The organism is Pseudodesulfovibrio sp. lm2024, from assembly GCF_051175575.1.
GTDB classification, from domain to species: Bacteria; Desulfobacterota; Desulfovibrionia; order Desulfovibrionales; family Desulfovibrionaceae; genus Pseudodesulfovibrio; species Pseudodesulfovibrio caledoniensis.
The window spans coordinates 2117120-2137586 of record NZ_CP195092.1; the positions used below are offsets into that span (position 1 = coordinate 2117120).

16 protein-coding genes and 1 tRNA gene are annotated in these 20467 nt (G+C 64.2%); 1 reads left to right on the plus strand and 16 read right to left on the minus strand.

The window, feature by feature from the left end; all coding sequences use genetic code 11:
• Positions 1–3: 3 nt before the first annotated feature.
• Positions 4–1512: a lysine--tRNA ligase gene (gene lysS, locus ACR42D_RS09920; RefSeq protein WP_484568458.1), complete on the minus strand. Its 1509-nt coding sequence runs from the start codon at positions 1510–1512 to the stop codon at positions 4–6.
• Between the two features lie 278 nt (positions 1513–1790).
• Here lysS and ACR42D_RS09925 point away from each other — a divergent pair.
• Positions 1791–1866, plus strand: a tRNA-Asn gene (locus tag ACR42D_RS09925).
• A gap of 131 nt (positions 1867–1997) precedes the next feature.
• Here the strand turns inward: ACR42D_RS09925 and ACR42D_RS09930 are convergent.
• The 15 genes from ACR42D_RS09930 to ACR42D_RS10000 form a co-directional block, all read right to left on the minus strand.
• On the minus strand, positions 1998–2420 hold the full coding sequence (locus ACR42D_RS09930) for a tail fiber assembly protein (RefSeq protein ID WP_484566651.1): 423 nt from the start codon (positions 2418–2420) through the stop codon (positions 1998–2000).
• 11 nt (positions 2421–2431) lie between these two features.
• Positions 2432–4711, minus strand: a complete 2280-nt coding sequence (locus ACR42D_RS09935; RefSeq protein WP_484566652.1) for a DUF7483 domain-containing protein — start codon at positions 4709–4711, stop codon at positions 2432–2434.
• Between the two features lie 2 nt (positions 4712–4713).
• Positions 4714–5664: a phage tail fiber protein gene (locus ACR42D_RS09940; protein WP_484566653.1), complete on the minus strand. Its 951-nt coding sequence runs from the start codon at positions 5662–5664 to the stop codon at positions 4714–4716.
• Positions 5655–8321 (minus strand): hypothetical protein, encoded by a 2667-nt coding sequence (locus ACR42D_RS09945; RefSeq protein WP_484566654.1) that lies wholly within the window; start codon positions 8319–8321, stop codon positions 5655–5657. Before ACR42D_RS09945 ends, ACR42D_RS09940 begins: the two co-directional genes overlap by 10 nt.
• Complete coding sequence (locus ACR42D_RS09950; protein ID WP_484566655.1) at positions 8321–10972, minus strand: hypothetical protein; 2652 nt, start codon at positions 10970–10972, stop codon at positions 8321–8323. The genes ACR42D_RS09945 and ACR42D_RS09950 overlap by 1 nt, the downstream gene beginning before the upstream one ends.
• An 11-nt stretch (positions 10973–10983) precedes the next feature.
• On the minus strand, positions 10984–12957 hold the full coding sequence (locus ACR42D_RS09955) for a hypothetical protein (protein WP_484566656.1): 1974 nt from the start codon (positions 12955–12957) through the stop codon (positions 10984–10986).
• A gap of 11 nt (positions 12958–12968) precedes the next feature.
• Positions 12969–13418: a hypothetical protein gene (locus tag ACR42D_RS09960; protein WP_484566657.1), complete on the minus strand. Its 450-nt coding sequence runs from the start codon at positions 13416–13418 to the stop codon at positions 12969–12971.
• Entirely contained in the window at positions 13419–15647 is a 2229-nt protein-coding gene (locus ACR42D_RS09965; protein ID WP_484566658.1) for a hypothetical protein, read from the minus strand.
• 2 nt (positions 15648–15649) lie between these two features.
• A complete protein-coding gene (locus ACR42D_RS09970) occupies positions 15650–16243 on the minus strand; it encodes a phage connector family protein (RefSeq protein WP_484566659.1) in 594 nt (197 codons plus the stop codon).
• 56 nt (positions 16244–16299) lie between these two features.
• On the minus strand, positions 16300–16539 hold the full coding sequence (locus ACR42D_RS09975; protein WP_484566660.1) for a hypothetical protein: 240 nt from the start codon (positions 16537–16539) through the stop codon (positions 16300–16302).
• Positions 16540–16573: 34 nt separating this feature from the next.
• A complete protein-coding gene (locus tag ACR42D_RS09980; RefSeq protein WP_484566661.1) occupies positions 16574–16750 on the minus strand; it encodes a hypothetical protein in 177 nt (58 codons plus the stop codon).
• Between the two features lie 40 nt (positions 16751–16790).
• Entirely contained in the window at positions 16791–17618 is an 828-nt protein-coding gene (locus ACR42D_RS09985; protein ID WP_484566662.1) for a phage capsid protein, read from the minus strand.
• A gap of 153 nt (positions 17619–17771) precedes the next feature.
• Entirely contained in the window at positions 17772–18611 is an 840-nt protein-coding gene (locus tag ACR42D_RS09990; protein ID WP_484566663.1) for a hypothetical protein, read from the minus strand.
• Positions 18604–18858 (minus strand): Bbp19 family protein, encoded by a 255-nt coding sequence (locus ACR42D_RS09995; protein WP_484566664.1) that lies wholly within the window; start codon positions 18856–18858, stop codon positions 18604–18606. The genes ACR42D_RS09990 and ACR42D_RS09995 overlap by 8 nt, the downstream gene beginning before the upstream one ends.
• Positions 18833–20467, minus strand: a complete 1635-nt coding sequence (locus tag ACR42D_RS10000) for a portal protein (protein WP_484566665.1) — start codon at positions 20465–20467, stop codon at positions 18833–18835. Before ACR42D_RS10000 ends, ACR42D_RS09995 begins: the two co-directional genes overlap by 26 nt.

A 20467-nucleotide genomic window follows, 5' to 3' on the forward strand; every position in this document is an offset into this window, starting at 1 on the left:
ACCCTACCCGGCCTCCGGCCTGAGCAACGGGAAGAGGATGACCTCGCGTATGGAGGCGGAGTCGGTCAGCAGCATGACCAGCCGGTCGATGCCGATGCCCTGCCCGGCCGCAGGGGGCATGCCGTATTCCAGGGCGCGGACGTAATCCTCATCCATGAAGTGGGCCTCTTCGTCGCCGGCCTCCTTCTCCTGAACCTGGACCTCGAAGCGGCCCCGCTGGTCCACGGGATCGTTCAGCTCGGAAAAGGCGTTGGCCAGCTCGCGGCCGGTCATGAATAGCTCGAAACGGTCGGTTATGTCGGGGTTGTCCTCGTTTCTGCGGGACAACGGCGATATGTCGGTCGGGTAATGATAGATGAAGTGGGGCTGGACCAGCTTGGGCTCGACCAGGATGTCGAAGAGCTTGGCCTGGAGCTTGCCGAGCTTCTCGCCGTCGACAACCTTCTCGCCCTTCTCCTTCACCATGGCCGCGCATTTGTCGTAGTCGGCATAGACCTCGGGGGAAACCCCGCCGATCTTCTCCAGCGACTCGTGGAACGGCATGCGGGTCCAGGCGCCCACGGACAGGTCGATCATCTCGCCCTGGTACGGGACCACGGTCGAGCCGGTGACCTTCTGGGCCACGCGCGAGATCATCTCCTCGGTCAGGTCCATGAGGTCCTCGAACGTGGCGTAGGCCCAGTAGAACTCGAGCATGGTGAACTCGGGGTTGTGCCGGACCGAGATGCCCTCGTTGCGGAAGTTGCGGTTGATCTCGTAGACCCGCTCGAAACCGCCCACCAGCAGACGCTTGAGGTAGAGCTCAGGCGCGATGCGCATGTAGAGCTTCATGTCCAGGGCGTTGTGGTGGGTCTCGAAAGGCTTGGCCGTGGCGCCGCCGGGGATGGCCTGCATCATCGGCGTCTCCACTTCCATGAACCCCTTCTCGTCCAGGATATTCCGCAACTCGCGGATGATCGCGGTGCGGGCCTGGAAGATCTCCTTGGTCCGGGGGGTGACGATGAGGTCAACGTACCGCTGGCGGTAGCGCGTCTCCACGTCCTTGAGCCCGTGGTATTTCTCGGGCAGCGGCCGCATGGACTTGGTCACCAGCTGGAAATGCCTGGTCTTGACGGTCAGCTCGCCGGTCTTGGTCCGGAACAGGGAGCCGGTCACGCCGACGATGTCGCCGATGTCCGTCTTCTTGAAGAGCTGGTACTCGTCGGAACCCAGTTCGTCGCGTGCGGCGTACACCTGGATGCTGGCGCTGGTGTCCTGGATATGGAAGAAGGTCACCTTGCCGAAGGAGCGGTACGAGACCACCCGCCCGGCAATGGTGAACTCCAGATCCGTGTTCTCAAGGACCTCGCCGTCGGTTTCCCCATACTCATTCCAGATGGACTGGATCTCCGTATCGCGACGGAAATTGTTGGGGTACAGGGCGATGCCGCTATCCATGAGCAAACACGCTTTTTCCACGCGCGTCTTGATGACGGAATTGAGTTCGTCCTTGGCCTGAAGGGCCTCGAGCATGGGCATGAACCGGTCCGCGAAAGGCGACTTGGTTGCCAGCTTAATTTTCTTTGCTTTCTTAGTATCTTGTCCCAAAATTTGCTTCCCTGTCTCTCCAAAAATCTAGAAAAATGCGAGAGACGTTGATTCCGTAAGCCATATAACGGATGCCGTCAAGAAAATGGGAACCTTAGCCCCCGGCAAAACCTTATTTGCTTTTTCCTGAAAAAGTCTACGATTTTTGCTTGACCCCCCGAAACGATTTGTTTAAACACTCTCTCGCTTCGACGGAAAAATGTTCCCCAGTAGCTCAATCGGCAGAGCGGGTGACTGTTAATCACTAGGTTCGCGGTTCAAGTCCGTGCTGGGGAGCCAAGAAAATCAAGGGCTGGTAAGGTGCAACACCTTACCAGCCCTTTTCTCGTTTCCGACAAATCGGGACGAATCGGACATTTTTGGACGGTGCTACCGTCCAAAAACCGTCCGAAATCTGAGGGGGCTTCTTCCTACTCGGGCCACGCCACCGTCAGCGGAAATCCCTCTTGCTGCGGCACATCGCGCCACGCCTGCCGCTTCGTTGCCCACACCGCTTTTTCCTCGTCGGTCAAGGGAGCATCAACCAACTGGGTCCAGTCGCTGTCGGCCAGCAGCCGGTCGCGCTCGTTCCTGACTGTTACCGCCGCCGCCTCGTCACGGGCCGCCCCGTCCACCACGGCGCTGACCGCGACCTCGCGGTAAACCAGGTCCTCGCCCTTGGTCCATTCTGTCTCATAGACGGTGAACGGATCACGCTTTAGAGGCATGGCCTCGTTATAACCCAGCTCGTCCCGTTCGGCCCTGGTCAGGTCCGCAAAGTCACGGATGTACCCGGCGTATTCCACGCGGGCCGGGGGATTTTGGCGATAGGTTCCGTCAGGGTATTTCCACATGGTTCTTCTCCTTAGAAAGCATTGTTGTATTTTGAATTTCCCTTGACGACGAGGCCTGTGTGGGCCGCGCCGTCCTGATTCACGTATGCGGATGTCGTAATCAGCTTGATACCCCGGCTGGTGAACACAAAATTCCCGGTGGAGTACCATGCTGACGACTCGGTGGTCGTCCACCATAGGTCCACCGGATTTTCCGCATTGGCGGTGGGGGTAGCCACCTCCCAATATGCGGTTGAGGCCGTGTTGCGGACGCCGAACATGGTTAGAATCTGGCAGCCCACGTCGCAATACGGCCCGTCTGCGCTCCCGTTGCCTACGTATTCGGCCAGGGCGTACAGCCACGACTCAGCAAACAGGTAGGCTACGAAGGTTGCACCTGCATGATTTACGGAGGTATATGTACCCAGCGTGATCTCCGTATCTGTCGGTTCGGTGTTGTTCCATGCAGTGGCGTTTGTCGCTGCTGCCGCCGGGCCGTCGATGTACATGAACTTGGTAGCCGTCGTGGTTTCCGTATACGTTATCCAGCTGTGGCTGACGCTTCGGCTTCTACAGACGAACCAAATAGGCTTGGCCGCAAGGTCATGGGCAACCGTTCTTCCGGCCACGCCGTCGCCGGTGTACAGTTGGATATCGAAACCGGACTCCGGCGAGGCCCGGAACACGAAGATCTGGTACGTCGTCCCATCCAGTAACATGCTGTCCGGTATGGATATTGTGGATCCGGATACGGTAATGGGGTCCGTTGCCGTGTATTCAGACAGTGTTCCAGGGCACAATGAGTATTTGTTAAGTCCACGTTTGGTGTCTAACCACTTGGACGCCTCCCTTCCGTTTGCCCGCAGGATAATGAGCCAATCCGTATTTTCCGCGTCCCAATCGACGGTGACGGTATTGTCTTCGCCTGTCCCGGCAACGATCAGGGACTCATGGAAGTATTCAGACGGATTGCAATCCACCGGCTCGGGCCTGGACGCGTCGCACACGGGTTGAAACCCTCCGGGTGCGCCATGCAGCCACGTTGTTTCGGGGAAGTAGAAGTGAATAGGGCAGGTTGTGCCCCCACGCCCCCCGGCGATGAAGTACACCCTTCCATCCGGCGTCCACGTGCCCGCCGCGTGTGTGGTGTCACCGGCAATGATTTCGGCGTCCGTTGCCCCGTTCTCCCAGGTATCGTTTTTGCCGAACCACACCGCGCCAATATCCATATCAAGGGCAATGCGGACCCTGTCGGCATTGGTGTACCCGGTGCCCCACGTCGTTGACGTGTTATTCGTTTGCAGAAACGAACCAAGGCTTGACGAGTGCCAGCCGTATTCGTCGGCAAAGTATCCCGGATAGTATTGCCTGTCCGCATGCTTGGACACGCCGAGTACAATTTGCGAGGCGTCCACGTCCTTGGAGAACTCTGCATACCACTTGCCGGAAGACACCCCAATAGTGGCCTTTGCCCCGCCGTTTGAGTAAGTGCCGTTCCAGGTCGTGTTGCCGTCCGAATACGCGCCGGGATAGACCCCGAGACTGTTCAGAGTCGCGTGATTGTTCGTCGGCGTGTCCACGGATTGCACAGCCGTACCTGCGGCCAGAATGTGGTCGTTGCCATTACCGGAGGAGTCCTCACCAATCACAGCGGCGTTAGAGAATGACAACCGGCAACCATAGGTTCCGTAGCCAGCCGGGGCAACTGCGGTCGGAACCCACAGGCCGGGGACCTTCGAGGAGAACTCCCCGGACTCCAGAGACGTATAGCCGTCGAGCAGTATGAACTCGGCAATGTACCCCGAAAAGGGATAGGTACCGGCGTGGAAGCCACCAACGTGGTGGTAGGCGTTCTCGTAGTTTACAACGCAGGTGCGATCAAGCTCGTAGTACGTCTCCACGGCAAAGGCCGATACGTCCTCGCCGTTTACCCGCAGCTTTATCCTATCGGAGGCCGTGGGCAATGTGGTGTCCACCACTACTTGCACATGATACCAGTTCGTACAGTCCACGTAGGCGGCGTGTGTAATCACGTTACAGCGTAGACTACCTGCATACTCCTGAAAGTTAAGGTACCCAGCGGAATCAAGAAACAGCGATGTATAAATGTTCGTAGCAGTCGAGGCCGTGAACAGCATTTCCTGTGCTCCGAGACGCCCGCGCTTGAACCACATGTCTATGAGGTACTGCTTGTTGTTCGACGTTGCCGCGTTCTGTCTGTATAGGTTGGCACCCTCGAATACAGCGGAGTAGTCGATGCCTACACCGTAGACACCGACAACACTCCTCACTTCTTTGGGGGTTAGTCCCATAGTTATACCTCCACGTTCTGCAAGGACACGATGGTTTTGCGCGCGTTGTACTGTTCCACGGCGATGCGGATCTCCCCGGCGTCCGGGCGCGGGGACGGCAGGGAACCGTCGCTCTTGTAGCTCGCGGCCAGGGACAGGGCGTTGCCGCCGGGGTAGATGTGGAAGACGTAGGTCCCGTCATAGGGCAGGGATACGTCGCTGAACAGACTCGCGCCGGTCAGGGTCCAGGCCACGTGGTTGCGGGCCACGTCCAGCCCGGACAAGTCCGGTCCCGAGTGGATCTGGACATCGTCGCCGTAGGCGGCACGCAGCAGGCCGGGCCGATCCGCCTTGAGCAGGGCCGCGTCCGCGGGCTCGGCTCCCAGCGCCTCCAGCGCTTCCTCAGGCGTTTCCGCCCCGGTCCCGCCCTGCCCGATGGACAGCGGCAGGACCACCATGCCGAAATCCGTCAGGTCGCGGTTCCCCAGCTCGTCGGTGCTGACCCAGTAGAGCACCTTGCCCGCCTCGGGCTCGGGTACCATCAGATCGGCCAGGGCCGACGTGTCCGCCAGCTTGAAGCACTTGGACAGCGCCCGCCGGTGCTGCTGGTCGATCATGATCCCCAGGTTGATGTCCGTCTCGAACACCTCGGCGGGCAGCCGGTCGTCGTCGATGTACCGGCTCAACTGGGTCAGCGGCACCACGCGCTGCATGAGGATCTTGCTCCCGGCGGCGCGCCCGGCGTTGAAGACAACCTTGCCCGTCCTGGCCTCGTCGTCCGTGTGCTCCAGCGTCCAGTCCGAGCCCTCCTCCTTGACCGTCCAGGCAATGGCCCCGTCCGGCCCGGCCACCCCCTCGTAAACAGTCATGTGCGAGGCCATGTAGACGGGAAAGTCGAACACGAACTCCGTCTGGCCCTCGGTGGCCGTGTACCGGATCTCGCTCTTGTCGTCGGTGATTTGCATTATCGCCATCCTCCTCCGCGTTTGATGTGCGTTGACGGCGGGGAAATCATTTCCTGGCCGTTTTCCTTTTTCAGCCGCCGTTCCATGCGCCGCAGGTATCCGGGCGTGACCATCTCCTGCAGGTGGTAGAGAATCAGGTAGTCGAGCGGCAGCCGCGTGTACCATAGATTGATGAACGGCGTGTTGTTCTTGGCGAAATGGAATGCCCGGGCCATGGACGGCGGGTCCCCGTGCACGGTCTGCATGACCATCTTCACCAGGTCGTCCGCCGTGTTCGGGAAAGGCCCCTCCAGCGTCTTGAGCGGGCTCGATCCGAACCGGTCGAACTTGTTCAGCAGGAAGTCGCCGTAAATGCCCGCGCCGCCGCCCTGCATGAAGGCCGCGCCCCATGTGCCCACGTCTGTGATATCGCGCGGCTCACGCCCTTTGGCGATATCCTTCATGGTCATGGCCAGGTAGCCGAGCACCGTGCTCGACGCGATCAGGTGCGCCAGCCCGCCCACGTCCAGCTTGCCGCCCGGCGCGCCGCGTAGGTGGGCCATGAGCTGACGCTGGGTGAAGGCAATGGGAAAGGACTTGAACTGCATCATGAACCGGGCGGCCTCGCCCCACACCGTGCCCGGCTGCATCCCGGCGGTCTGCCAACGCCGGGTACGCTCGTCCGGCACGATGACTCCGTAGTTGGTCTCGTCCAGGAAGTACGCGCCCAGCTTGTCCTCGATCTCGGCCCGGGCCTGTTCGCGCATGGCCTTGCGGCGGCCGTGGATGTTCATCTCGATGTGCTGCCGGTAGGCCGGATCGTTGGCGGGCGTGTCGCCGCCCCGGCCGTTGTTCTTCTTCAGCCACTGGTCCTGCAGGTACGCCTCGTATTCTGCCAGCCTCGGCGCAATGTAGGCGTCCACCGCGTCGTCGGAAAGCAGCTTGGCCGCCTCGGGCGTCAGGTACTTGCGCCCGTCCACGTCCGCCTGCTCCAGGGCGCGCACCGCGTTCCAGGTCCGCTCATCTATGCCGTGCTGCAGCAGATTGGCCTTGAACCGCTCGGACAGCCCGTTCCATCCCTCTTTGGTGCGCATGGCCATGTGCGCCGAACTCATCATGGCGAACGTCGTCCGGTTCCGCTCGGTCCAGTCGGTCAGCCCGGACAGCTTAAAGAATATCTGCTGCGCCCGGCTGAACTTGCCGCGCACCTGATCCTCGGCCATGAACCGCGAATGGATGTCACCCAGCATTCCGTCGAACCCCACGCCAAGCAGGTAGGCGATCTCCTTTTTCTCATGGTCCAGCTTGCCCTCGAACAGTCCGCTGACCATGCCCGCGTACCCCTCAAACAGCGGCACGCCCTGCACGCGCAGCCGGGCGGCAGACGTGGACAGATCGGTCACCGAGGACATGACCGCCATGCCCAACTTGGCTAGCGAGGTCCAAGTGCGGAAGGCCGAACCGGCTTTGGCCCCGATATGGTTGTGCGGCCGGTCCGCCCGCCCGGTCACCAGGTTGAACCCCATGGCGATGGGGCTGTTCACCTGGTCCAGGCTGCGCGGCAGCTTGCCGGACTGCTTTTTCTTCTGCTGGTCGGTCAGATTCGGATCGTCCCAAATCTTCTTGTCCAGATGCTGTATGTACCGCTCCATGAACGCTTGTGGATTCGGCCCCATGAACTCCATGGCCGCCGCGTTGGTCGCGTTCTCGCGCAAATGGTACATTATGGAATCAAACACGTTGCCCGTGCCGAACGCCTCGGCGTACTCCATCCACTTGGCCGCGTCCTTGAAGAACAGCGCCCGGTGCTGGTTGGCGAGCTGCCGGGCCAGGTTGGCCGGGCCGCTCAGAGCCATGTTCCGCCAGTCGGTCATGGTCGCCACGTCCACGCCGCGCACGATCTTGTTGTAGATGGTCTCCAACGCCTCGTTCACCTGTGCCGGGGAGAGCTTGCCGAAGGTCCTCTCCATGTCCAGCAGGTCGTTCTTGACCAGGAAATTCCGCCACTCGTCCAGGCCCGCCCCCATGACCTTGGCCGCGTCGTGCCGCTGCGGCACCCAGTTGCGCAGCCGCTTCACGTCGGCCCCGGCGTTCTGCACCCGTCTCCGGGACAAATCGGCCACGTCGGACAGCACCTGAGCCAGCCACTGCGCGTCCTTGTTCCCGGTGACCAGCTCGCCCTCGTCGATGTGGAACATCTCCGTGGTCACGTCGTTCAAAAACTGCTTGTCGCCCCGGATGAGTTTGAGCACGTGCGGCCGCTCGCCTTCGATCATGGACAGGATCTTGCCCGCCCAGCGCTGCTCCAGGTCGGCGCGGCGCGCGGACACCGACGCCCGGCTGCCCTCGAAATTCGCGTGATGCCCGAGCAGCACCGCGTCCAGGGCCTGGGCATAGGTCAACCCGCCGTTGCGCCGCAGCCCCTCCACCTGGGCGTCGAACTTTTCTCGGGCAATGATGTTCTTGAGCAGTTGCCGATGGTCGCGAATGGCCGATTCATGGGCCGCCTCGCCAAACCCCTGGGCGATATGCTCCAGCTCCACGTCGGCCCGGTCCACGCCCAGCTCGGCCTTTAGCCGCTCCCGCTGGTCCAGCATGGACTGCATGATGTCCATGGCCGTGTTGTCGTCCACACCGGCGCGCGCCATGATGTCGGCCACGCAGTTGTCCACCTGATATCTGGGCATTACATGCCTCCTTGAATGATACACCGCACGGCCGCGCGGAATGCCTCGGAAAGCCTGCCCGCCTCTTCCACGCCGCGTTCAGCGGTCTTGATCCCGGCCAGGTCCTCGTCGGTCAGCCGACCGGCTTCGGCCAGGGCCTGCACGTCCTCCATATCCAGGGCCATGGCCTCGTCCGCCTCCATGGCGTCCATGGGGTCCACCGCCTCGCGCTCGGGCCGCTCCACCCGCCAGTCCAGCCGCTCGGCCGGGGGATGCTCCCCGAACCGCTCGGCCAGGATGCGCGACAGCCCTTCCCCGGCCTCGGCCAGGTCCGCCCCGTCGAACAGGCGCACCAGCGCCCGCCCGTCCGGCAGAAACTCCACGGCCCCGTTGCTTTGCCCATTCACCGAAAACCGCTGCGGCCCGGATCGGGTCACGGACGGCGGCCCGTCCATGGTCCAGCGCACCGCGTCCTTGACGATCCGGGCGATGTCCTCGTCGGTCATGGCCACGTCCACGCCCCGGGTGCGCAAGAATTCCGCGAACCATTCCTTGATCCGTTCCCACATGGACTTTTCGAGCCCGTTCAATTCGCCGCCCACCGCGACCTTTTCACCGATGCGGGCCAGCATCTCCTCGGCCGCCTCGCGGCGGTGGGCCACGCGTTCGAAGTCCAGCCCGTACTGCTGGCGGATGCCGTCCAACTCATCCGGCCCGAAGTGCTCGAACACGCCGTCCAGCAGGGCATTGAACCGCGCGTCGTCGCCCACCAGCCCGCGCAGCCCGTGGTGCACCCCCTGCTCGTGCATCCACAGGGCCACGGCATGGGCCTCGGACTCCAGCGCGTCGGCCACGAGATACACGGTCTTGCCGTCCGAAACGCCGCTCACCCCGCCGGTCATCCGCCGTTCCCGGTACCGGGCCCGGATGTGCTCGGGCAGGTCGCGGAAGGTATCCACCACCACAAGCGGCAGGGCATTGGCCGCACGGCTCTGCAACCGCTCCACGGCCTCGCGCGCCGCAACGGAATCCGGGTTGCCTTTTCCGTGCCCATCGCTTATATTGAGTTTGTGATCTTGGTGGGTGGGAGCGCTCCCCGTATCCCCGCCCGGATCGGTAGACTGGGACGCTTCAGGTTCAACCCCCTTCTTTTCCATATCAATCCATCGCGCCCATTCGCTCTTACCCTTCCTCTCCTTGTTTGGAATCTTGGTCTGCAATTCCAACGGTTCAAGAAAGGTCTTCTTGTAGGCTATGACCGTATCCCAGATATCCTTGCCCAGTTCTTCATCGACATATCGCTTGAAGAAGTAGAACTTTTCCCCATCGGTCTGGGAAATCACAACTTTAAGATCTTTATTATGAATTGTTTCAGGCAGTGTTCCGACATATTTTTGCCGCTTGGACTGTTTCGTGAAATGCTCATAATCAACTCCACTCCAATCCTTGGTCGGCGACAGCAGAATTCCTTCCGGGAAAAGCTGATCAGCAATTCCCTTTACAACCTCTATATATTGATTCGGATCATCATATTTTAATCGTATGATCTTTTCCGGCTTCAACGTATCAAAATACGCTTTCATGACCTCCCGGTCTTTCAGACTGAAATCGGTCCCCGTGTCCTCGTACTCCACCCGGATCTTCCCGGTGTCGTCATAGAGCACCTTCTTTGCGAACCGTATGCCCTCCCCGTCGGTCCCGCCCACCTCGATGTCCGCGATATGCCGCCGCAGCCACCCATCGGCGTCCATTCCCTGCGCGGCGGCCAGCCCGTCCAGGTGCGCCAGGAACGTCTCGGCCCGGTCCGCGCCCAAGCCCGCCCCGGCCAGCCGTTTCCGAGCCGCGTCCCGGTTGAACTGCCCGGCCTCGACCACGTCCTTGAGAATCGGCCCCACGTCCACCGGCCCGCCGTCGCCGATGTCCAACGCCCCCTTTTGCAGGGCCCGCAGCACCGCGTCCTTGGTCTCGCCCCGGAAATGCTTCCACGCCCCGTGCGTCCCGCCGAAGAGCATGCCCACGCCCGTGCCCAGCATGGTGTCCACGGCGTAGTCGGCCATAGTGATGTCCTCGCCGCGCCTTTTCAGGTCCGCGCCGATGACCGGATTGAACACCAGGTTCCCGGCCCCGGCCTCGATGCCGGACGCCAGCATCCGCCCGCCCACGGACCCGAACCGGGCGAGCATCTTGAGCTTGGCCGCCTGTCCCAGGAACGGGATGAAATTCACCGGATCGGTGAGTCCCACGCCCATCTGCACGCCGAACCCGGCCACCTTCTGGGCCGTGGTCTGCTTGGCCAGGATCTTGTCCCGCTCCCGCCGTTCGTCGAACTGCTCGGCCAGTATCTTCGCGCGGACAGGGTTCATGCCGTCATCCCACTCGATGCCCTCTCGATAGAGATCGGATGCCTTCCAATCCTCTTCGGACATGGGGTCCACGTGTCGGCTGTCTCTCCACCACGTCTTGCCGGAGGCGTCGGTGTGCCACCCGGCCCGGTCTCCGTATTCCCTTGCTTCCGCCCACTGCACTTCCAGGGCTTGCTGCGCCCGCCCGAGCACGTTCCAGTCCCAGGCCGCGCCGATGTTCGCGTTGACGGCCTCGGACCACGTCGGATCGCTGGCCGCCAGGCTCAGGGCCATGTCGCGCTCGCTGGCCGGTTTGTCTTTCGGTGTCATGAACGGCATGGCTACTGCACCGTCCTGCCCATATCGAGCGCGGCGCCGTAAACGGTGTCCGCAGCCGCCGACGCGGGCAGGGCCGCGATACCGCTCAGCTCGTCATAGGTCACGACCCGGATCGGCGTGTTCAGGGTCCCGTCCACGGTCATGGCCCGGCCGCCGTGGGGCAGCACCAGCACGAACCCGTCGCCGTCCTCGGAGTTCTTCCAGATACCGTGGCGGAAGGCTTGCATCTGCGGCGGCAACGCGGCGCGTACGGCCCGCAGCCTGCCCGCCACATCGTCGGCGTCCACATCCTTGGGCGTGTGGATCATCATGTCCTCGTCAACGGCCACGTTGAATCGCTTGTTCCATGCCGCGTCCATGGCCTCTGCCGGGTTGCCCGACGCCAGGGCCATCTTTTTTGTCACCTCGAAAAGCTCCTTGTTCAGGTCGTTCCACTTCGGGTCGCCGGTCACGTTGTAGAGTTGTCCGAACAGATTGCCAGGCCCCGCGTAGTACGCCTCGGAAACGTCCTTCCTGATGTCCTTGGCCCGGGCCGGGTCCACGGCGATGTCCGATTCCTTGACCGAGGCGATATCCAGCGCCTTGCGCCCCAGCACCGGGTCGTCCAGGTACATCTCGGCCAGGAACGTCTGCCCCAACCCCAGCCCGGCCTCGCGCAACGCCCGGCGCGAATACTCGCCGTACCCTTCCAGTTGCTGGAGCAAGGCCGCCTTGCCGTCGCCGTCCGACCGCTCGAATTGGTCCTTGATCCCCTTGGCCTGGGCCACGGTCAGCACCTTGGGGTCCGGGTTGCCCAGTTCCCGCTGCCGGTCCAGGGACGCCTCAATGATCAACGGCTCCAGGTCCTCGTCGGTCATCCAGGAGTCCCCCGCCGTCCGGGCCCGGCGCTCGGCGTCACCGCGCACGAACCCGGCCGGGTCCGCCTGGAACGCCTTGGCCTTCTGGGTCACTATCCCGGCGGCACGCTGATAGGTTTCCATGCCGATCCGGTACCCCTCGCTGCCCGGCTCGGGCCGCATCGCCTGCACCGCCGCCATCTGCGCGGCGAAAGGCTGGTCCTTGACCGCATCCAGCACGTTCCACACCGTGGCCGCCCCGGAAAACTGCGCCCGGTATTGCGCGGCCGCCGCCGCGCCCCGCTCGCCCAGCCCGGACAGCTCGGCCAGCATGTCCTCGGTGCCGTCCATGGGCACGCCCTCGGTCATGGCCGAGGCCAGCGAATCCTCCAGCCTCGGGGCCAGGGCCTGCATCCTGTAGGACTGGTGTTCGGCCACCGCCCGCGCCCGCTCCCGAGCCACGGCGTAATGCCGGGCCTCAAGCTGGCTGACCTGCTCCGGGCTCAGGTCCATATACGGCTGCGGATCGAACGCCCCTTCTCCGGTCGTCGCGTTCCACGCGCGCCGGAACTTCACGCGGTCCGCCGCCCCCTCGCGGATACGCGAGAACTCGCCCACGGACATGAACGGCCGGATCGCCTCCAGCCGACCTTCCCAGAGCGCCTTCGCCTTCTGAAAGTCGTCATCCGTCTTGGCCTGAATCATGTGGTTCAGATATTCGTCCGCGTCCTCGTTGAACTGCGCCACCCGGTTGGCCGAGTCGCGTTTGGTCACGACGGCCTTCCACTTGGCCGCGTCCGTCTCCCCGGCCAGGTCGAACCGCTCGCGCAGCCGCTTCTGTACACGGTTCGATTTGCCTTCCAGGGTCCGCTCGGACAGGTCCCGGACCCTTTCCGCGCGCCGCTGCGACAGCGTGGCCAGGTCCTGGTCCTCCTCGAATTCGGCGTCCAGCCCGTTGAGCCCCTTGGCAAACGCCAGCACCCCGGAATGGTAGTCGTCCTCGTCCTGGCGCGCGGCCATGCCTTTGGCCAGTTCGCGCAGGCCGTCGCCCAGGTCGGTCGCGCCCGAGGCCGGGGCGCCGGCGGATCTGGGCGTCTCCGACGGGCTGAAACCCTTGGCGTTGAACGGTTTGATCTCCACGGCTCCCTCCTTTAAAACAGGCCCAGCATGTCGGCTGCGCTCTTGAGCAGCGACCCGCTGGCCTTGAGGTATTTCTGGCGGCTCGTCGCCGCGCCGACCCGGCCGTAGTCCGCGGCCTGGCTGCGCAGGCCTTCGGCCTTCCGGCGGGTCGTCCGCTGCCGGTTGCCGCGCTCCAGTTCCATCTGGGCCAGGGTGTCGGCCATGATGTCCATGGCCGACCCGCTCAGGGCCGTGTTGCTCCCGGCGATGGCCGACAGGTTCGCCCCGGTGCGTTGCCGCGCCTCCCTGTCGAACTGCCGGATGTCCATGGCCCCGGCCTCCTCGGTTTCCTTGGCGTCGTCCAGCGCGGCCCGCCGGTTTTGGGAAGCCGTCCGCCACGCCGACTGGGCGTCGGACACGTTCCCGAACAGGTCCAGAGCGGTGGCCCCGCCGAAAAGCGCCTTGGCAAAATTGTTGCTCATCTAGTTGTCCTCCACGGTGAAAAACCTGTCGATCCGCAGCACCTCGCACGGGGTGGGCGAATCGTGATAAATGTACATGTCCGGGCAAACGGTGGAGAACGCCCCCTTGAGCGGTTTGGTGATCTCCCCGGTGTAGAGCGGCGTCGGCTTGCCCAGGACGCGGTTGGACTTGCCCAGGGACGCCCGGTCGAGGTCGTCCAGGGACGGCCCGTAATGCACGTCCATGGACTCGTGCACGAGCAGGTTCATCTTCTCCAGCCGCTTCCGCTTGCCGTGGCTCGAGCCGCTCCTGACCTCGAACTCGCGCCGCGCCGGGGCCATGTACCCATGGTAGCCCAGCCCGACGGATACCTTGGAAGCCGGATACTGCAAGGTGACGCTCCCGCCGCTGACCACCTGCTCGGGGTGCACGGCCCCGTCGGCCAGGATGCGCACGGTCTCGCCCTCCAGGTGGCCCAGGCCGGACAGGGTGTCCGTTGGCTCCCCGTCGTAGGTCAGGCCGCAGTCCACGAAAAAACACGCCTTCTGCCGCTCCAGCACGTCGGCCTCGTCGAGCCCGCCCTGGTACTGCCGATAGCCGATGGTCAGCCGCTCGATGGACCGGAACACGGCCCCGTTGATGGTCCGCTTGACGCGCATGTACAGGTGGTCGCGGTCGTCGCTGCCGGGGATGACGCAGATGGACTCGACAAAGGCGTTTCCGGCCGCGCCCCCGGCGATGGCCACCGGGTAGCACCCGGTCACGTTCTCGGCCGCGTCGTGCAGCATGCACACCAATGTACCGTCCTTGAGCAGGAACCACAGGTAGGGCGTCGGCTCCTCCTGCAGGGCCATCTCCTTGACCCCGGCCTCGAACAGGGTCCCGCCCAGCCGCGACAGCAGCTGCTCGGTCAGGGCGTCGTTCTCGAAGCGGTACTGGAGCCGGTAGACCTTCTTGCCGTTCTTCTGCACGAACACGGTGATGGGGCCGATGCGCACCGGATCGATGTCGGCGGCCTTGACCCCGCAGTCCAGCCGGAAGGTGCCGTTGCTCGGCGTGATCGGCTCGTCCGAGGTGGTCACCAGCCGCCACACCCCGCCGCCGGTGAACAGCACCAGGTACTGGGACCAGGCAAAGGAGAAGATGGGGTTGATCTGGTCCGAGCCGCCGATGGTCTTGGAAAACCCGAGTTCGTCCGTGACCTCGGCCAGTTCGTTGGTGGGGCCGAAGTTGTAGATGTTGATGTCGTTGCTCTTGTAGACCGTCTGCGGTTCGGTGGGCGTGGCCGCCGCCGCGAAGGCCTGGTTGATGAAGCCCACGTTGGACGGGTAGCCGGTGGTCTCGGACCAGGCCCCGAGCCACCACACTTCGGTGGCCCCGGCCGCGCCGAAATCCTGCTTGATGTCCACGGTCACGTGCGTGGAATCGGTCACGGCCGTGATCACGCCCCAGCCCACGGTGAATCCATCCACGGCCGTGCCGTGGCGCATCCGGATATGCCGCCCCACGTCGGTGGACGCGAACGGCTCGTTGCCCGTCCCGCTGGCCGTGACCGTGGCCGTGCCCGTGGTCCTCGAAGGCGTCAGCTTGTGGTCGTCCTCGGTGTTGACCGTCTGGTACGGGCCGTCCTCGGCCTCGAAGTCGGCCCGCCGCCACTCGTCGTGGTCCAGGCGGGAAAGGGTCTGGATGGGGTGCGCCCCGTCGGCCAGAAAGGCCACGTCAGCGGACTGGGTACGGTTCAGGGCGGCCACGTTGTCCGCCGAATAGTCGTTGGAAATCTCGTAGGCCGCGCCAGCGGCCCAGGCCGTCCAATACTCCTGCCAGTCGGCGGCCGCGCCCGGCTCGTGGTCCGTGTCGTGGGCTTTGACGCAGCGGTAGAGCGCCTCGTTGCGGGTCCGGTAGTCGTCCACGGCGTAGGATTTGCCGGAGGCCCAGGCCTCGGCCCCAGCCACGTCCTTCACGATCATCCCGTCCCCGTAGACGAAACGGATGGCCCCGGGGTCCACGTCCAGGACGTATGCCTGGTCCGAGTTGAACACGAACGGCAGCAGCCGCCCCTCTTTCTCGTGGTCGCGCACCGGGGCGATGAACCGTGTTCCGCCCCGGAAATAGGCCGGACCCTCGACCCGGGCCAGGAAATTCAACCCGGCCTGCAAGGCGCGGGTGCGCGGCTCGATCTGGTTCTGCCCGTCCAGGGACGGCGACACGACCCCGGCGTTGAAGGATTCCTGAATGACCGGATACTGCATGGCTACCCCCTGAACCCGGCCACCCAGCCGGACACGTCGCGCACGGGCGGGGCGGCCTCGTCCGCGTCAATGGCCCGGCCGCTGCGCAGGGTGGAGGTGTAGAAGGCCAGCATGTTGTCCTGCATGCCGCCCTCGCCCACGCCGGGCGCTATCTGCGCGGCCAGCCGGTAACTCAGGGCGTTGACGAACAGCGGGTCGAACCGTTTGGCGTCCTCGACCAGCTGCACGCCGGTGATGTAGACGGGGCCCGGCTCGTCGGTCAGGATGCAGCCGCCCTCCTTTTCCCAGCTGCCCGCCTCGCGCAGCTCTGTGCCGTCCGCCCCGAACACGCCGACCACGCGCAGACAGTCCTGGGGCAGCTTGTAGGCGTACCCCCAGCCGAACACCGGGTCGTCCGTGTCCGACGGCCCGCCCAGGTTCCAGCGTTTGAGGGCGAACCGCCACGGGTAGGCCCGCAGCACCTCCTTGAGCACCGGCGTCCAGTGCATGCGGCACTGCAACGCCTCGGTGGAGCTTTCGGTCAGCACGTTGGCGATGGGGTCGGTGATCTTGAGCAGCGACAGGGCCAGGTTGCATATCTGCGTATCGGGCTGCATGGCAGGCTCCAAAAGGCGGGGACCCTCGGCCCCCGCCGGTTGTTCATTGCTTTCGGCTAGGAGCCGTTGACCACGGTGGCCGGGTTGACGCCGCTGACCAACAGGAGATCGACGGCCGCGTTGCCGCCGGTCTTGGCCAGGATGATGTCGCCGACGGCCAGGCCGTAGTCGGTCTCGGCAGCGCCGAAGTAATCCGAAGCGACGACCGTGGCGACGGCGTCGGGCGTGGTGTAGGTGTACAGGTTGTCGCCGGGATACCCGCCGACAAGCCGCAGTTTGGTCTTATCGTAAGCCATGGCTTATCTCCTTCCGGCAAAAGCCGGGAATGGGTTACTTGGCGGCCTTGTCCAGGGATTCCTTGAGCGCATGGATGCGCTCAAGGCCGGGAACGCGGCGGCCTTCGTCCTTGACCTTGCCGAAGTACTGGTCCAGAAAATCGACGATCTCCTTGACCGGATCGCCCAACGTGACGGGCGTTTCCTTGGTTTTGGCCTTCTTCTCGCTCATATTCGCTCTCCTTGGGGTTTGGCCTCGGGGGCGGCCGCGACTAGGCCAGGCCGCCGTTGTCGAGGCACTGGATCTTGACCACGCCCTCGGAGTCGATCAGCACGCCGCCCAAGCTCATCTTGTTGTTGACGAACCAGGAGTCGCGCTCCTCCTCGTACTTGGTCTTGAGGACGATGTCGGAAACCTCGCCCAGGCCCACGGCCCGCTTGTGCCACATGAAGCAGGAGCGGACGGTGCCGGACAGGGGCAGGCCGGTGTGGTGAATCCAGGTCATGCCGCGCCAGGTCTTGGCCTCGGTGTTCTGGAGCCACGGCTTTTTGTCGCCCACGTATTCGGCCTTGGCAAAGGCGTCGATGCCCATGAGCTCCTCCCACTGGACGGAGCCGACGGCCGCGAAACGGTCCACGTTGGGCACGGTCTTGTCGTTGAGCCTGATCAGGCCGTTCTGGACCAGCGACAGGCCGAACGCGGTGGTGCCGTCGCCGACGATGTTGTCGGTCAGGGCCATCTGGTTAAGGACGAGTTCATCGACCTTGCGGCCGCAGGCGGCGGCACCGGCCTCGGCCAGGGCCGTGCGGTCGTCGATGTTGGTCATCATCAGGTCGAAGTCGTCGACCCAATCCGGGGCGTACCAGTTTTCCATGGCCGCCGTGACGCGGGTGTGCTCGACGTTCATGGCCGGGATGATGCCGTGGCGGGTCTTCTGCACGGCCTTGCCCTTGCCGATCTTGGGGAACTTCACGGTGTCGCCCTTCACACCGGTCTTGAGGAAAACGGTTTTGCGCAGCAGGGCCGCACCCTGCTGGTACGCATGCTTCAGGTCAGCGGAATACTCCGTGACGAACACATTGCTGATGGTATCGGACATGGTGTCCTCCAGGTTTATTCGTTAAACAAAACGCCTCGGAACGATTCCGGGTGTCCCGTTCGATGAAACCGTGGAGGGTGTCCGCGCGGGCGGGCCTCCGGTCCCTTCGGGGCCGGGCGGCAGGATAACGCCCCTGCCGCAGGGCGGTTGATGCTAGTTGTTTTCCCGCTGATGCTCGGTCAGCCGCTTGGCGTACTCGTGCACCTGCTGGACGTAGTTGTCGTCGCGCATGTCGGGGTCCCTGTAGCGGGGGTCGCCCTTCATGGCGACGAGCGTGTTCATGTTGGGGATATCGGTCCCTGTGCCGATCTTGGGCACCTGCGCCAGGTCCCCCTCGGCCAGATACTTGGCGCCCAGGTTGTACAGGTCGCGCACCAGCGGGGCCTGCTCGGTCCACCGGGCGTCCTCAAGCATCTGCAAGGTCTCCTTGGACAGCTCGGAGGCGAATCGCTCGGCCACGTTCTTCCTGTAGTCGAACTCGTCGCCCCACTCGCCTTCCAGGGCGTCCATGTTCTTTTTGACCTCGGCATCCCAGGCCTTGTAGGCGGCCTCCTCCTCGGCGGCGAGTTGCTGGCCCAGCCCGGAGATCAGCCCCTGCAACGCCTGGGGCGGGACCTTCTGGCCGTATGCCATCTCGACGAACTTGGGCATCATCGCGCCCTCGCCCAGTTCGGGCAGGTTCAGGGCGGCCACGTACTCGTCCAGCGAGCCGGGCACGCCGGACAACTCGGCCAGGCCCGCCCGGAAGGCGGCCACCTCGTCCTCGCTCGCCCCTTCGCCCGGGGGCACCAGGCCCTGCGGCCGCTGCCCGGCCATCCTGGACAGATTGTCCATGCCCTTGAAAAATTCGTCCTGGCTCTTGTACTTGGTCACGAACCCGGCGTCCCGGTAGGACTCGGGCACGGAGTCCAGCCAGTCTCCGCCACCGCCGCCGTCAGCGGGGGGCGTGTCCTGTACAGGGGCCTCGGGGGTGGGGATATCGGCATCAGCCATGGGTGTACTCCTTGGGTAAATCGTTGGGGTCGAGGTTTATGAGGTCGAGGATTTCGAGCGCCACCTGGCGCTTGCCCTCGTTGATCATCATCTGCCGGTCGGAAATTCCCTCGCCGCACAGCGGGCGGGTCAGGCAATACCGCTCGGCCATGTCGGCCAGCACGCGGCGGCCCTCGTCGCTGTTGAAGACCCGGCGGTACGCCTCCTGGGCCGCCTTCCGGCTACTGTATCTGCGCAGGGCCCACATTGCCGCCTCCCATCTTCGCCGCCATGTCCACGCCCTGCTCGGCCAAAGCCATTTGCTCCATGGCCTGCTGTCGCGCGGCCCGCTCCTCGCGCCGGTCGTCCACGGCCTGGCGGTCCCGCAGCAGCTTGGCGGGCGGGTTCCACTGCTTGACACCGGCCAGCAGCGCCTCGTCGTCGTCCAGGAAGTCGAACACCGGGGACTCCCCGAAGCTCATGCGCTTCTCGGCGAGGAACCCGGCCAGCTCGTACACGCCCTGGATGGCCTCGGTGTCCGCCCCGTGCTGGAGCAGCAGGAACAGGGGCGAGCGCATGCCGATCTTGAGCTTGGTCAGCCCCTCGGGCGGCTCGGGCAGGTCGCCGCGCCGGACCAGGATGAACAGCCCCCGGATCATCACCGGGCGGATGAACTCCTGGAAGAACCGGCGCAGCAGCGGCGCGATCTGCTTGACCTTCTCCAGCTTGCGCATCTGCCGCTCGCCCAAAGTCACGTCGCTCTTGATCTCCTCCATCTCGAAGGCCCGCACCGCGAAATACCGGCGCAGCTCCTCTTCCTTGATCTGGATCTCCGCGCGCCCCCAGCTCGGGTCGCCGCCGCCCGGCACCTCGGCGATGGGCGGCGCGCCGCCGGTGTTGAACAGATTGCTGTAGCTGATGGTCCCGGGCTTGAAGGTCACCGACCCGGACCACCCGCTGTCGGCCGCGATCAGCGCCGGGTTGACCCGCTTCTCGCCCGAGGTCAGGGTGGACACCTCCATGACCTGCAAGGCGTGGCCCGTGCCCAGCGCCTTCATGGCCTGAGACCGCCCGGCCAGTTCGCCGAAACTCTTGGACCCGCGCGGGACCATGAACGGAAACTCGTAGTAGCCCTTTTCCTGGGCCACGTGCCTCTCCTCGGCCAGGATCCAGTACTCGGCCCACGGCGCGTTGAGCACCCCGCCCTTGCCCGCCGACAGGTCCTCGCGCGGGATGACCACGTGCAGATAGGCGAACTTGTGGTCCGGCTCCTTGCGCCCGAGTGCCTCCAGCACCGGCTTGCCCGCGTTTTGGCCGAACTTCTGCCGGGCCTGGCGGGCGGTCAGTTCCACGCGGCCCATGGCCGTGTCCACCTCGCCCTCCTCGTTCTCGAAATAGACGTACTCGAACGGGCTGCGCGTGGAGAAATGGAACGGGGCCCTGCGCCCCTCGCGCATGAAGGTGTTGGAGATCCCGGCATAGAGCAGGTCCACGATGGCCTCGTGGGACTGGATGTCGAAGTTCGACTCGTTCAGCCCGGCCATGACCGCCTTGGTGGCCGTCTGGCACCACGCCTTGTTCGCGCTGTCCTCGGCCTCGTATTCGTCGTCGGGGAGAAACTCGGCCCACGGCGCGTCCGGGGGCATGGTCTCGGAGTGGATGCCTGCGGCGGCCACGTCCAGGGCGTCCTCGGGCGTGCCGTTCCAAACCGACTTGTGCCGCTTGTCGCCCTCCACCCCGCGCATCTCCATTCTGGCCTTGCGCGGCTTGAATATCTCGGCGCACTCCTTTGCATGCGACCGCCACGCGGCGGCGTCGCTCCGGGCCTTGGCCTCGCGGTCGATCAGCTCCTGAATCCTTTCTTCGCTCAACGCCAT